12 protein-coding genes are annotated in these 13,558 nt (G+C 44.1%); 8 read left to right on the top strand and 4 right to left on the bottom strand.

Annotated features, from left to right (window positions below; all coding sequences use genetic code 11):
• The first annotated feature begins 55 nt into the window (after positions 1–55).
• The 6 genes from IP510_RS06410 (at position 56) to IP510_RS06385 (ending at position 5,721) form a co-directional block, all read left to right on the top strand.
• Positions 56–1,000, top strand: coding sequence for an alpha/beta fold hydrolase (locus tag IP510_RS06410; protein WP_194363939.1), 945 nt, complete (start codon positions 56–58; stop codon positions 998–1,000).
• A gap of 222 nt (positions 1,001–1,222) precedes the next feature.
• Complete coding sequence (gene dapD / locus IP510_RS06405; RefSeq protein WP_194363938.1) at positions 1,223–2,044, top strand: 2,3,4,5-tetrahydropyridine-2,6-dicarboxylate N-succinyltransferase; 822 nt, start codon at positions 1,223–1,225, stop codon at positions 2,042–2,044.
• Positions 2,045–2,285: 241 nt separating this feature from the next.
• Complete coding sequence (locus IP510_RS06400; RefSeq protein ID WP_194363937.1) at positions 2,286–3,032, top strand: radical SAM protein; 747 nt, start codon at positions 2,286–2,288, stop codon at positions 3,030–3,032.
• A 61-nt stretch (positions 3,033–3,093) separates the two neighbouring features.
• Entirely contained in the window at positions 3,094–4,239 is a 1,146-nt protein-coding gene (locus tag IP510_RS06395) for a multidrug resistance efflux transporter family protein (protein ID WP_194363936.1), read from the top strand.
• 90 nt (positions 4,240–4,329) lie between these two features.
• On the top strand, positions 4,330–4,965 hold the full coding sequence (locus tag IP510_RS06390) for a trimeric intracellular cation channel family protein (RefSeq protein ID WP_194363935.1): 636 nt from the start codon (positions 4,330–4,332) through the stop codon (positions 4,963–4,965).
• Between the two features lie 90 nt (positions 4,966–5,055).
• Entirely contained in the window at positions 5,056–5,721 is a 666-nt protein-coding gene (locus tag IP510_RS06385; RefSeq protein WP_194363934.1) for a trimeric intracellular cation channel family protein, read from the top strand.
• Between the two features lie 108 nt (positions 5,722–5,829).
• Here the strand turns inward: IP510_RS06385 and recJ are convergent, their stop codons facing one another.
• The gene (gene recJ / locus IP510_RS06380) at positions 5,830–7,671 is read right to left on the bottom strand and encodes a single-stranded-DNA-specific exonuclease RecJ (protein ID WP_194363933.1); all 1,842 of its coding nucleotides are present in this window, start codon (positions 7,669–7,671) and stop codon (positions 5,830–5,832) included.
• A gap of 316 nt (positions 7,672–7,987) precedes the next feature.
• Here recJ and IP510_RS06375 point away from each other — a divergent pair, with 316 nt between their 5' ends.
• Entirely contained in the window at positions 7,988–8,503 is a 516-nt protein-coding gene (locus tag IP510_RS06375; protein WP_194363932.1) for a hypothetical protein, read from the top strand.
• A 164-nt stretch (positions 8,504–8,667) separates the two neighbouring features.
• Entirely contained in the window at positions 8,668–9,066 is a 399-nt protein-coding gene (locus tag IP510_RS06370; RefSeq protein ID WP_194363931.1) for a hypothetical protein, read from the top strand.
• A gap of 162 nt (positions 9,067–9,228) precedes the next feature.
• Here the strand turns inward: IP510_RS06370 and IP510_RS06365 are convergent, their stop codons facing one another.
• From IP510_RS06365 to uvrB, 3 genes are all read right to left on the bottom strand, one after another.
• Entirely contained in the window at positions 9,229–9,606 is a 378-nt protein-coding gene (locus IP510_RS06365; protein ID WP_194363930.1) for a hypothetical protein, read from the bottom strand.
• Positions 9,607–9,879: 273 nt separating this feature from the next.
• Positions 9,880–10,932: a histidinol-phosphate transaminase gene (locus tag IP510_RS06360; protein ID WP_320154181.1), complete on the bottom strand. Its 1,053-nt coding sequence runs from the start codon at positions 10,930–10,932 to the stop codon at positions 9,880–9,882.
• A gap of 302 nt (positions 10,933–11,234) precedes the next feature.
• Entirely contained in the window at positions 11,235–13,346 is a 2,112-nt protein-coding gene (uvrB, locus tag IP510_RS06355; RefSeq protein WP_194363929.1) for an excinuclease ABC subunit UvrB, read from the bottom strand.
• Positions 13,347–13,558 lie beyond the last annotated feature (212 nt).

Genomic DNA, 13,558 nt, shown 5'->3' with positions numbered 1-13,558 from the left:
ATCAGATTTTATTCATCAAAATTATAACGACTGAAAACCCGTCAAGGAATACTACATGAGTACCAGTAACGACCATATTCTCTCCTCCGACAATACTCACTACTTGCACCATAAATTTTTTGAACCAAGCGATGCAGGCGTTGATATCAGTGCCACGTTATTGATTGTACATGGCATGGCAGAGCATAGTGGGCGCTATAGCGACTTTGCACAGTTTTTGGCAGACAACGGCATCGCGGTGGCAACTTATGATCATTTGGGTCATGGGCAAACCGTAAAGACTGAGGCTGATCTGGGGTTTTTTGGAGATGAGCATCCTGTACAGTCATTGCTAAAAGACGTGATCGTCATGGCCGATAGCCTAAAATCGCGTCATCCTAATGTACCGCACTTTGTGCTGGGACACTCTATGGGCTCTTTCATCGTACGCAATGTGCTCAAGCATCACGCGCGTAATTTTTCAGGGGCGATATTGATGGGTACTGCGGATGCAAACCCGTTAACCAAGGTTTTATTGCCTATTAATAAGTTGCTAGCAAAAGTGGCGCCAAGACAGCCAAATACGGTGTTTTCCAACGTAATGAATAAAGTGCTTAATAGTCAGCTGTCTGACCGAGATTCCTCATCACAGTTTGCTTGGTTAAGTGAAAACACGGCCAATATTACAGCTTATGAAGCCGACCCAAAAACGGGCTTTGACTTTACTAACAATGGCTTTATGACATTATTTACCTTAATGAATACAGGGCTAAACAAGGGCTGGGCGACAACGATTGCCAAAGATTTTCCGATGCTATTCGTGAGCGGAGAGGAGGATCCGATTGGTGAAATGGGTAAAGGCATCCGTAAGATTGTCTCGCGCTTGAACAAGCAAAAATTTAGCCGAGTCGATATTCAGCTTTATCTCAATATGCGTCACGAAGTACTGCATGAAACAGACCATAAAGTTGTCTATCAAGACCTGTTAGCATGGATAAAAAGTACGACGCCGGACGCTTAGACCACGATGCATGAGTCATTTTAAGCAGTCCTATTCATATTTTTTATAATACAGACATAATGAGACACTGAACTTATTTGCTAAAAGCGGTCAAATTAGCGACAATACGGCAAGTAATTTTTCAGTCCAAATTTAAGCAAGTATTTAACTGAAACTAAGCAAACATTTAACTATAAGTACGATTTATTTTTTAATTACCTTTAACTAACGTTAGGATTTTTTATGTCATTACAACAAACCATCGAACAAGCTTTTGAAAACCGTAACGAATATAGCCCAAGCACTATGCCGCAAGACGTACGTGATGCTGTCGAGCAGGTGCTTGAGCAACTAGATAACGGTAGCCTACGTGTTGCTGAAAAGAAAGATGGCGAGTGGGTCGTCAACCAATGGGCGAAAAAGGCAGTCTTACTATCTTTCCGTCTGAACGACAACTATGTTCAAGCCGCTGGTGAGCATGTGCAGTTCTATGACAAAGTGCCAACTAAATTTGCTGATTGGACAGAAGCGCAGTTTAAAGAAGCTGGCGTACGCGTTGTACCACCAGCCGTTGCTCGTAAAGGCTCGTTCATCGCAGCTGGTGCGGTATTGATGCCATCGTATGTCAATATCGGTGCTTACGTTGATCAAGGCGCTATGGTTGATACATGGGCGACCGTTGGGTCATGTGCCCAAATCGGTAAAAACGTCCATCTATCAGGCGGCGTTGGTATCGGCGGTGTATTAGAGCCATTGCAAGCCAACCCGACCATCATCGAAGACAACTGCTTCATCGGTGCGCGCTCTGAAATCGTTGAAGGCGTAATCGTTGAAGAAGGTTCTGTCATCTCTATGGGTGTGTTCATCGGTCAATCTACCCGCATTTATGATCGCGAAACTGGCGAGATTCATCGTGGCCGTGTACCAGCTGGCTCAGTAGTCGTACCAGGTAGCTTACCGTCAGAAGATGGCACACACAGCTTGTATGCTGCTATCATCGTGAAAAAAGTAGATGCGCAAACTCGTGCAAAAACATCAGTAAATGAACTATTACGCTTAGCCTAGTATTTCTAATACTTATAGTCTCGTACCCAAACAGTACGGACAGCGACAGATCCTCTTTATTAAAGACGCTGAAGAAAACTTCAGCGTCTTTTTTACAGCTTAATAGAGGGTGGTGCGTTATAATCCCTTTTTTTGGTTTGGCTTTATCCAAACGCAAAATCCCCATATCAGAACCCGCCTTTTTATTACGATTGATAGATGCCTAATCGCCTTATCAATCTTTAACTGTATTTGACATATTATGAGTGAATCACTATTACGCACAGCCGCCATCCCTGTCACTGATCCTGAAGCGGGTCTACGCCTGACAGAGATTTTTTACTCCTTGCAAGGGGAAGCCATCACCTCAGGCTTGCCAACGATATTTGTGCGCCTGACCGGTTGCCCGTTACGCTGCGTGTATTGCGATACTGAATACGCATTCACAGGTGGTGAGCGCCTGTCGCTCGAGGCTATTATCACCACCATCAAAAGCCACCCGTGCAAGCGCATTTGTCTGACTGGCGGTGAACCGTTAGCCCAGCCAAATGCCATTGAACTAATGAAGCGACTGCTAAGCGATGATTATGAAATCTCGCTTGAAACTGCAGGGGCGCTCACGGTAGAAAATGTACCGCCAGCCGTCAGTAAGGTGATGGATCTCAAAACACCAAGCTCAGGTGAAGTCGACAAAAACCTATGGTCAAATCTTGACTATTTGACTCAGCACGATCAAATCAAGTTTGTCATCATGAACCGCGCTGATTATGACTGGGCAAAAGCTATGTTAACCAAACATAAGCTACACGAGTTAGTTGGTACGGTATGGTTTTCTCCGATGTTCAACGTCGCAGATGACATCAGTGAAGATGCTAGTAAAAACTTACCTAGCCCTGAAGTACCGGTACTAGCACGTGAGCTTGCAGAGTGGATGTTGGTGGATGCGCTACCTGTACGCTTCCAATTACAGTTGCACAAAATTATTTGGGCGGATGCCAAGGGCAAATAGCAATATAAAAGTGTAAATAGACACTTTAAATAACTAGCGAAGCAAGTGTAAGGATAGAGTTATGATCAAACTCATTTTATTAGGGTTATTATCGGGCGCATTTTTTAGCTCGACGTTTATCCTAAATGAGCTGATGAGTGCGGCTGGTGGACATTGGTTTTGGTCAGCCAGCCTTCGCTATTTATTTATGTGGTTGATTCTCACCGCCATTATCGTTATGCAACATGGCTTTGGACGTATTAGAGAGCTGCTCACTATCTTTCGTCAACATTGGGGGTTCTGGTGCATTACCGGTAGTATTGGCTTTGGTGTTTTCTATACAGGCATATGCTACGCGGCTGATCATGCTGCGGGCTGGGTCGTTGCGGCTACCTTTATGTTTACCGTTGTCGCAAGTCTGCTCGTCTTAATAGTATTTGGCCAGCGGTTTGATAAGAAATTCATCGCTTATGCACTATTGGTGTTTTTCGGTGTGGTGCTGGTTAATATTAGTGAAGGTATACATGCCGCCTCTGTATTGGGTGCTGATGCCGTCCCTATGAAAGACATGCTGCTTTACGGTGCTTTGCCTGCGTTGGTAGCAGCCTTTAGCTACCCCATTGGTAACCAATTGGTTTGGCAGGTCTCTTATAATGCCAAGCAGAAAAGTACTGAATCACCTGCGCCGACGCAAGCGACCTCTCAAGCAACTGGCCAGATGGCGGAAACTGAGCTGCCGCCTTTATCCGCTATTGATACTCACTATCCGGCCGACTCCATCAGTATTGCTCATACGACAGATGCTGTCTTAGCCGCACCAACCCCTTCTCTACTGCAAGGCTTAATTGCAAAAATTCCCGCTATCCAAACCACCTTACTGCAAAATGCCTTTAACAAGGTATGGCTCATGACATTGGGCAGTGTGCCGTTTTGGCTAGTGTTGGGTTTGATCGTTCATCCTGAATTGCCCGAGACGAAGCAAGTATTTAATACGCTGCTGGTTGCTTTATTGGCAGGTGTGGCAGCCACTAGTATTTTCTTATATGCCCGTGAAAAGGCAGAAACCTCAAGCGAAGTCGCTGGTGTCGATGCCACGCAAGCCAGTGAGGTAATCTTTGCTTTGATTGGCGGTATGATACTGCTCAATAACACCCTACCATCAGCGATGGGATTGTTCGGTATTGGTCTGATTATTGTAGGGTTGATCCTATTTGCAAAAGACGGTTAGGGTATGTCCCGCTATTTGATGACCAGCGGTTTTATATTCAGCTATTTAACATTCTACTATTTTTGATGATTTAGATTTGGTAATACAACCATGGCTCATGCTTTAATTTTTCCTGATATTTTATTGTACTTGTTAGATATGGTGGGCGTAATTGCGTGCGCGATAGCAGGTACGCTACTTGCTCAACATAAAGGCTTCGATATTTCGGGCTGTATCTTAGTGGCGATGGTCAATGCGATTGGCGGCGGTACACTACGAGATATGGCGCTGGATCGTCATCCATTATTTTGGATGACCGACCTCAATTATGTGATTGTCATCACTGTGACATCCCTTATTTTACAAATATTTTTTCATCTGTATCATAAGATCGATAATGCGCTCAAACTCTTTGATGCCATTGGCCTCGCGGCATTTAGTGTGATTGGTTTTAAAATTGCGTTGACACAAGACATGGCACCCCTTATCGCTGTGATGATGGGCGTATGGACTGCAATTCTTGGTGGGCTGCTACGGGATATCATCTGTAATGAGATACCACTGGTGCTACAGCGAGAGATTTACATCACGGCCAGCGTTGCAGGATCAGTCACTTATCTGGTGTTACAGTACTTTGGGGTAAGTGCTGGGGTCAATGAGTTTATTATGCTCTTTGTTATCTTTTTCGTGCGTATGCTAGCCCTTAGATTCGACTGGCACTTGCCTTCTATCCGCTTAGTTGCTTAAGATAGAAATCATGGCTAATCGAATTTTTAGGTTTTGTATTAGCCCTTACCTTATCAATTGATAACCATTGAAAATTTGTGAGACTTTGTCATGTTGGCCCTCTCTGTGGATCCTACAGTACTGATTACTACGTTTGACCCACGCTCTTTGATATACGTTTTTGACATGATTGGTATCATCGCTTGTAGTGTGTCAGGCACGATATTAGCCAAACACAAAAACTTTGATGTGTTTGGCTGCCTACTCGTGTCTATCGTGACTGCCATCGGTGGCGGGACGGTACGCGATGTGATTTTAGATCGTCATCCACTATTTTGGATGGTCGATATGAGCTATTTGACAGTTATTACCCTGTCATCATTGGTCATGCAGATATTCTTTCATCCCAACTCTAGACGCGTTGATAAGTTTCTCAAACTATCAGATACTATTGGCCTATCTGCCTTTACGTTAATCGGTATTAAAGTCGCTGATAGCATGGGTGCCAATGTACCCGTGGCTTTATTGCTTGGTGTGATTACCATCATCGTTGGTGGTATCATTCGAGACATGATTTGCAATGAGATTCCATTAGTCCTACAGCAGGAAATTTATATCACAGCAGCACTAACTGGTGGTATTCTCTACTTTGCGCTGACCAATTTAGGCGTGACAGACTGGATTGCAGATATATCCACGATGGCGACGATCTTTACGTTGCGTATGCTCGCTATTCGCTATGACTGGCAGTTCCCGACGCTTGAGTGGAAATACTGAGCGTAAATCTAGGACGAGTCATCAATATCAGTGCGCTCAAGTTTGCACGCACTGAGCCTGCTCACTTTTAGTCCTACTTTCTTAACTCTGCTTTCTCAACTCTATTGTTTATCCTTGCTCTACCACAGCTAAGTCTTTTACCATTAGCTGTAAGCTTTGCTTACCGTTCCATTCATTGATATCTAGCTGAAACAGTACATGCACTTTTTTGGCACGGTAATCCCATGCATCATTGTCAAAGTTAAAGCAAATTGCCTCAATCGGATACTGAACATCGGGATAACGCAGCGAGAGTTTCAGGTGTTTATCCTTTAATACTTTAAAACTTAATACTTCAAAGACACCATCAAATATCGGCGGTGCAAAACCATGACCCCAGATACTGGCATCCGCCAAGTGTTCAGCGAACCATAAGCTAAAGTCACTCGCTTGCAAATGCCCATCTGTGAATTTCTGCTCAGCAAATACCTCATCATCCATCTGCGCCATGACTTCATTAAATGCCGTGACAAACCTCTCAAAGTTACCACGCTTAATCGTTAAACCTGCTGCCATCGCATGTCCACCAAAGTGAGTAATCAACTCAGGATAACGCTCGGCCACTTGTTCAATCGCATCACGAATATGCACGCCAGCGATAGAACGTGCAGAGCCTTTAATGGCACTATCTTCATCGGTGCGCTCAGTATCTGCTGGTGCAAAAACGATGCTAGGCAAATAGTGGCTTTCTTTTAATCGACCAGCGACGATGCCGATGACACCCTGATGCCAGTCATCCTGATACAAAATAATGCTTCTTTTAGCAACACTGGGCTTGGCACTATTAGCATCAGCACCATTAACAGCCTTATTTTCAGGCTTACTTTGAATAATGATATCGCTACTCTCATCTGTATCATTATCCGTCCCCGCTGCCAACGCGGCCACAATGCTGTCTGCTTGCGTCCGCATCTCGCCTTCTACCTGACGGCGTGTACGATTGAGCTGCTCAAGCTCTTGGGCCAATCGCTGTGCCGTGCTCCAGTCTTCTGTCAACAAGCACTCAATACCAATACGCATATTGTCCATACGCCCAGCAGCATTGATACGTGGCCCTAAAACAAAACCAAAATCCTGTGCATGCAACTGCTTAGGATCGCGACCTGCTTGCTCAAGCAGCGCCAATATCCCCATGCAGCAGCGGCCTTGACGAATTGCCGACAGCCCATGATGGACTAAAATGCGGTTGTTCTTATCCAATACCCCGACATCGGCAATGGTTCCAAGCGCCACTAGATCTAAATATTGGCTGACTTGTACAGTAGACTTACCAGCCTCTCGGCGTAGCTTGGCTAGACGTCCAAGCACGTAGAACGCCACTCCTACTCCAACCAGTGCCTTACTAGCAAAATCGCAAGCGAGTTGATTCGGATTAACCACGGCTTCCGCAGGTGGCGTCTCTTTGGTTGTGAGATGATGATCAGTGATGATCACAGTGATACCATCCGCTTGGGCGCGAGCCACACCTTCATGACTTGAGATACCATTATCTACCGTCACTATCATATCCGGTTGATAGGTTTTAATGCCTAACTCTACAATCTCTGGTGTCAGACCATAACCGTACTTAAAGCGGTCTGGCACTAGGAAGTTAACGACCGCCCCCATTTTTGTGAGTGCACGCATCATCAGTGCGGTACTGGTTGCACCGTCACAGTCAAAGTCGCCAACGATCAGAATACGCTGCCCTTCATCGATAGCGACGTCCAATAGACGCACTGCTTCTGTGACACCGTGCAGCGCCTCAGCCGGTAATAGACCCGATAGACTGGTCTCAAGCTCATCAGGCACAGTGATACCTCGCCCCGCGTATAGGCGAGCGAGGGTCAATGATTGGGCGGCAAGTGGTTGCAACGCGGTAGGCAACTCGTCGATGCGAGTGCTGGTATAACGGGGGGTTAAATTTAGCATGGGTGTATTCTACTGGCTTTAACTGAGTGCCACAACGGCAATCTATAACATCTCTGTACATCATTCCATGTTGTATTCATTCTGAAGAATCCTTAGTTTAATAAGCACCTTTAATGAATAACGCCCTTAGTACATACCTATTGCATACAGCCCTTTATTTACAAAAAGGATGCATAGGTACCCTAATTTTCTGCATTTTGCTACAAAGCAATGATTGTATGGCTCTCAGAAATCCATAAAATAGTAGGCAACTGAGAGACTTGCTATTTATTGAACTTTTCATTGTTTACATGTTAATTATTTATAAGGATTCTTTATGAAAACCACACCAGCTGCTGAAAAACTACCAAACACTATCGATCCTAGCTTAGATCTTGAGCAAGTCCGAAAAGAATGCCTTGGAATGGTAAAAAAACGTGCCAGAGTATCTGCTGGTGTTGCTATCATTCCTGTACCTTTCTTTGATGTGGCGGTTGATGCTGGCATGTTGACTCAATTGATTCCTGAGATTAGTGAACGATTTGGTTTGATTGAAGACCGCCAGTCTGCCATCAATCTAGAATCACGTGAAGTTCATTGGAGTGCTGTTAAAGACCGTACTGTCGATTTTGCGGGTCTAATGGCGACACGTGGTATTGTTAAAAAAACCATTCAAGGCTTTGGTGGTCGTATCGCAGCCAAGCAAGTGACAAAGTTCATTCCATTGGGTGGTCAACTGGTCGCAGCAACCATGGGTTACACGATTTTTAAGAAAATTGCCACTGACCATATCAATGAATGCTATAAACTCGCAAAAAATATTCAGCAAAAAGAACACGGCAAAAACGTTTAGAAAAATAAGCAGATACACACGCAAAGAGCTGGCCAAGACGCTGTTTTGGTCAGCTCTTTTTATGGACCGCCCTTTGAATAGAAAAGTAGCGTGTTGGTTAGTGGTGTTATTGATATGTTTTACTGATAAAATGCAGAGCCGATAACCCATTAAAGGACTAATACATGAAAAAACTTCTCGTTTCGACTGCTATGCTTGCCACTCTTGCGCTCGCTGGCTGTACATCAACAGGTACTGGTACGACTGCTGGTACTAGCGCTAATACAGCTATAACGACCGCAAGTGGTATCGGTATGAACGTATTTAAAGCTGCGATCGACAACCAATGTCGTAGCGAAATCGAAAAACAAACTGCTTGGCGTGTTGCTAGTGTGGCGATGACTGAAACACAGCAAGAATCTGTCAAAACCAACGTTTGCGGTTGTGTCAGTGAGCAAGCACCTCAGCAGGTCACTCTCGTCGAATTAGGTAATGCTGCGATTGACTCAAGCTACCGCACCCAATTGGTGGCGCAAGTCGTCGCAAAATCTATCCAGAGTTGCTATACAAGTTTTGCCAAATAGATTCAGTTGTTATCTAAACAGAATCAGTAAACCAATAAAAAGGGTGCGTTATAGATAACGCACCCTTTCTATTGGCTTACTTTCTATTGCCAATTATTGCCAAAATTTTTATCGCCAGATATTGGCCTCTGTCATTTAATAAATTTGGTTGGGCAGACTGATTTATAACTTACCCGTACCAGATGGCGATGAAGATAAGGCCGCTGTAACAGGTAACACTCTACCTCGGCGAAAATACTTAGAAGAGCTATCAATGATTTTATCTACTTCTTTGGTCAAGTCATTGATCACATCATCGTATACACCATGATATAACTCTGTCTCAAATGCAGTAAATGGATGCTTACGAGAAGCTGAACCGACTTCAGTCACACCTTGCTTACTATAAAAAATATCCACGCGCCCATCGCTATTTAACACACAGTTCAATAAACCACCTTCAAGCTCCATCTCTATGCGCTCCGGCATAAAAATATAGTCATCGACATTGATGAGCTTTTTTTCTACTTCTCGTTTAAAAAATGATTTGATGTCGAACATAGTTACTTCCCTAGCTTTAGAATTATGAGATACGTTAGCACGCTTAATTTTATGATTATTGTTCAGTACTTTTTTGCGTGCGTAATGATGCTTGTTTTGTTCACGTATCCTATAAGATAGGAATAGATTTTTTAAGGTACGATATGTAAAACTGCGTTTAGTGTTGGTAAAAATGACAGGCTAACATGAGACCTCAAACGCAAGTGATTAAAAAAGGAAGCTGCCAATCAGCAACTTCCCCTTTATATTATCGAACCGTCTTATCTAGCTTGATTAAACCCAGCCTTTCTCACGAAATGACTTGAGTACCTCAACGAATACTGCCATTTCATCAGGTCTGCCAAGCGTCAAGCGATTGAAACCAGTAATAGGCGCAAACTCACGACCGACCGCAATACCATGCTCACGCATTCTATCGATATAGGTCTGCACATCGCCTTTTATCTCATGGAATATAAAGCTAGCCTGCGATGGTAAGTAACGTAGACCAAGCTCATCTAATGTCTGCTCGACCATCTGGCGGGACTGGTTGGCAGTTTTCAAGCTCAATGCCAAAAAATCTTCATCATCTAAGGTCGCTAACGCTGCCACAGCACCCGACAAATTGATATTATCAATTGATATAAATGCCTCTAGTTTAGCAATCATTTTAGGGCTAGCGACTGCATAACCGACACGCATGCCAGCGAGGGCGCACAATTTTGAAAATGTCCGCACCACAACGATATTGCCTGAATGCGGCTTTTTTATCCAAGTAACACCACTCTCAAAGCTCGGGTCTGTCACGTACTCTGAATAAGCTTCATCTAGTAAGAAATAGTGATTGTCTGGCGCGCGCTCTACCCAGTCTTTCAATATCTTGGTATCAGTAATCGTCGCCGTTGGGTTATTTGGGTTGCAGAAATAAAGCAAGCTAATACCATCGAAGTCAGCAGCTACTTTTTGCATACTTTGCAAGTCAAAGGCATAGCTCTCATCTGTTAGCGGTACTTTTACCACAGGTACATCGATGGAGGTGGCATACAACTCAGTATAAGCAAAGGTTGGATGCGGCACGATGACTTGGAACTTTTTACCTGATATTAATGCTTGGTTTTGTAGCATCTGAATGACCGTACGGATGTTTTCACTAGAGCCACTGACTAGTGAAATTTGGTTCTCTGTCACGCCGTTTATATCCGCAACTTTGGTAATCAGCGCTGCACGCTGGTCATCTGGATAACGAAAACCGATGTCTAAAGACTCTATGACTGCTTGCTTGGCAGATTTTGCCATGCCCAGTGAGTTTTCGTTAGAGTTTAATTCTATTAAATTATTGGTAAGCACAGTGAATAATACGCCTAGTTAGTACCCATACCAAATATTGAATTCGCAGTGTCAGTGTTAGACTTGCCAAGTTTATTAGACAAAGTGCTTTTGACTGAAAGTTCTTACGACTGTTTATCACTGCTCTCGTTATTTGGAATGATATGATTTATGGATGGAGAGACTCATTTTCATAAGTGCTGATATGGTAAGTGGCATCGATCATTATTACAAGGATTCTGATATCAAATGACGCACAAAAAAATGAGCTACAGAATATGTAACTCATCTTTTCTAACATCGAATAAAAGCCAAATCATACCTTAGATTAAATGCGCTTTTAACTCTAATACTTTGTCACGCGTCTTAGCTGCATCTTCAAACTTCAAGTCACGAGACATCTGTTTCATGAGCTTCTCAAGACGGCTGATTTCTTTGGCAAGCAAATCAGGACTACGTAAGATGCTAATATCGACATCAGGCAGATTACTCTTGATTGGAATCACTTGATTGTCATTGGCATTCTGATCGTCACCCGTATCGATTTTATCCGTGATACTACGGCGCGCACCTTTCGGCGTAATATTGTGCTCAAGGTTAAACGCCACTTGTTTTTCACGGCGACGGTCCGTCTCGTCTATCGCTTTTTGCATACTGTTGGTGATGCGATCTGCATATAGTATGGCTTTACCATTGATATGACGCGCGGCGCGTCCAATGGTCTGAATCAAAGCACGCTCAGAACGCAAGAAACCCTCTTTATCGGCATCAAATATCGCAACCAACGACACCTCAGGCATATCCAAACCCTCACGCAGCAAGTTAATACCGACCAGTACATCATGCACGCCAGTTCGTAGCTCGTGAATGATTTGCATACGCTCGACAGTATCGATATCAGAATGCAAATATGCCACTTTGACATCGTATTCTTTTAGGTAGCTGGTCAAATCTTCTGACATGCGCTTGGTCAACGTGGTAATCAATACACGCTCATCTTTTTCGCGGCGTTTGGTAATCTCCGATAACACATCATCGACTTGCGTCAATACGGGACGTATCTCAATTTCAGGATCAATCAAACCAGTCGGACGTACAACCTGCTCAACGACTTGCTCGCTATGCTCTAATTCATATAAGGCTGGCGTGGCACTCACATAAATGGTTTTTGGTTTGATACGCTCCCACTCTTCAAACTTCATCGGGCGGTTGTTCATTGCGCTTGGTAGGCGGAAACCGTAATTGACTAAGTTTTCTTTACGTGATCTATCGCCTTTATACATCGCGCCAATCTGCGAGACGGTCACGTGCGACTCATCAAGGAACAGCAAAGCGTCCTCTGGAATATAATCGAACAAGGTCGGTGGCGCTTCCCCTGACGGGCGACCAGACAGATGCTGTGAGTAGTTTTCGATACCGTTACAGTAGCCGAGCTGCTGAATCATCTCAAGATCATATTGAGTACGCTCTTTGAGGCGCTGTGCTTCAATCAGCTTGTTATTCTCGCGGAAATATTCCAATCGTGGCTCTAGCTCCGCACGAATGGTGTGACTGGCCGCTTCTAGCTTATTACGCGGCGTCACATAGTGCGATTTTGGATAAATGGTAATACGTGGCACGCTACGCACGGTCTTACCCGTTAATGGATCGAACCAAGTGATCTTCTCCACTTCATTGTCAAATAAATGCACACGTACGGCCAATTGCTCAGACTCAGCCGGATAGATATCTAGCAGCTCACCACGCAAACGATACGTACCACGGCCAAAATCCAACTCGTTACGCATATACTGCATTTCAACTAGGCGCTTAATCGTCGCCGTACGATCTATTTTATCGCCTACGACCACATGCAATAGCATTTTTAAATAGCTTTCAGGATCACCCAAACCATAGATACAAGATACTGACGCCACGATAATCGCATCACGACGCTCTAGTAAGGCACGCGTGGCTGAGAGACGCATCTGATCGATATGATCGTTGATGGCGCTGTCTTTTTCAATAAAAGTATCACTCGCTGCAACGTAAGCCTCAGGCTGGTAATAATCATAATAACTGACAAAGTATTCAACCGCGTTGTTAGGGAAGAATGATTTGAACTCACCGTATAGCTGCGCGGCAAGCGTTTTGTTATGCGCCATGATAATTGTTGGGCGCTGAGTTTCAGCGATGACCTTCGCCATGGTATACGTCTTACCAGAACCGGTCACACCCAAGAGCAACTGCTCATCCATACCAGAATTGATACCGTTGACCAGTTTTTTGATCGCTTGCGGCTGATCGCCTGCTGGCTCAAAATCTGTGACCATCTCAAAGGCACGACTCGATATTTGCGTCCCTGACGCGTTGACACCACTAATTTCAGCTTCGCCTTGGAGCTGAGTGGCCAATTGATTTAACTGACGCGATGAGCGCGGTTCAGGCATACGCATAATGGCTTTCTTCCTAATTCTTATAATGAGGTAAGGTTTAAAACAATATGGGGTCTGAATGATGGTTTTTAAAGGACAATCATGAGCTGGATACGATGCTAACGGGTACCAGTTTTAGCTTATATAGAGGTGCATAAGACCGATATTGTATACGCCTGTTTTGGCAAAAAGTCTAAGACAGTTATAAAAAACTCACAGGATTTTGGCTATAT

The sequence above is a fragment of the Psychrobacter sp. NG254 genome (assembly GCF_015277735.1).
GTDB lineage: Bacteria > Pseudomonadota > Gammaproteobacteria > Pseudomonadales > Moraxellaceae > Psychrobacter.
Note: the sequence above shows the minus strand (reverse complement) of the source record. Positions and strands in the feature narration are given on the sequence as shown.

Bases quoted from the DNA above. Each gene is read 5' to 3' on its own strand.
- IP510_RS06410 (WP_194363939.1), top strand. From the start codon at position 56: ATGAGTACCAGTAACGACCATATTCTCTCCTCCGACAATACTCACTAC.
- dapD (WP_194363938.1), top strand. From the start codon at position 1,223: ATGTCATTACAACAAACCATCGAACAAGCTTTTGAAAACCGTAACGAA.
- IP510_RS06400 (WP_194363937.1), top strand. From the start codon at position 2,286: ATGAGTGAATCACTATTACGCACAGCCGCCATCCCTGTCACTGATCCT.
- IP510_RS06395 (WP_194363936.1), top strand. From the start codon at position 3,094: ATGATCAAACTCATTTTATTAGGGTTATTATCGGGCGCATTTTTTAGC.
- IP510_RS06390 (WP_194363935.1), top strand. From the start codon at position 4,330: ATGGCTCATGCTTTAATTTTTCCTGATATTTTATTGTACTTGTTAGAT.
- IP510_RS06385 (WP_194363934.1), top strand. From the start codon at position 5,056: ATGTTGGCCCTCTCTGTGGATCCTACAGTACTGATTACTACGTTTGAC.
- recJ (WP_194363933.1), bottom strand. From the start codon at position 7,671: ATGCTAAATTTAACCCCCCGTTATACCAGCACTCGCATCGACGAGTTG.
- IP510_RS06375 (WP_194363932.1), top strand. From the start codon at position 7,988: ATGAAAACCACACCAGCTGCTGAAAAACTACCAAACACTATCGATCCT.
- IP510_RS06370 (WP_194363931.1), top strand. From the start codon at position 8,668: ATGAAAAAACTTCTCGTTTCGACTGCTATGCTTGCCACTCTTGCGCTC.
- IP510_RS06365 (WP_194363930.1), bottom strand. From the start codon at position 9,606: ATGTTCGACATCAAATCATTTTTTAAACGAGAAGTAGAAAAAAAGCTC.
- uvrB (WP_194363929.1), bottom strand. From the start codon at position 13,346: ATGCGTATGCCTGAACCGCGCTCATCGCGTCAGTTAAATCAATTGGCC.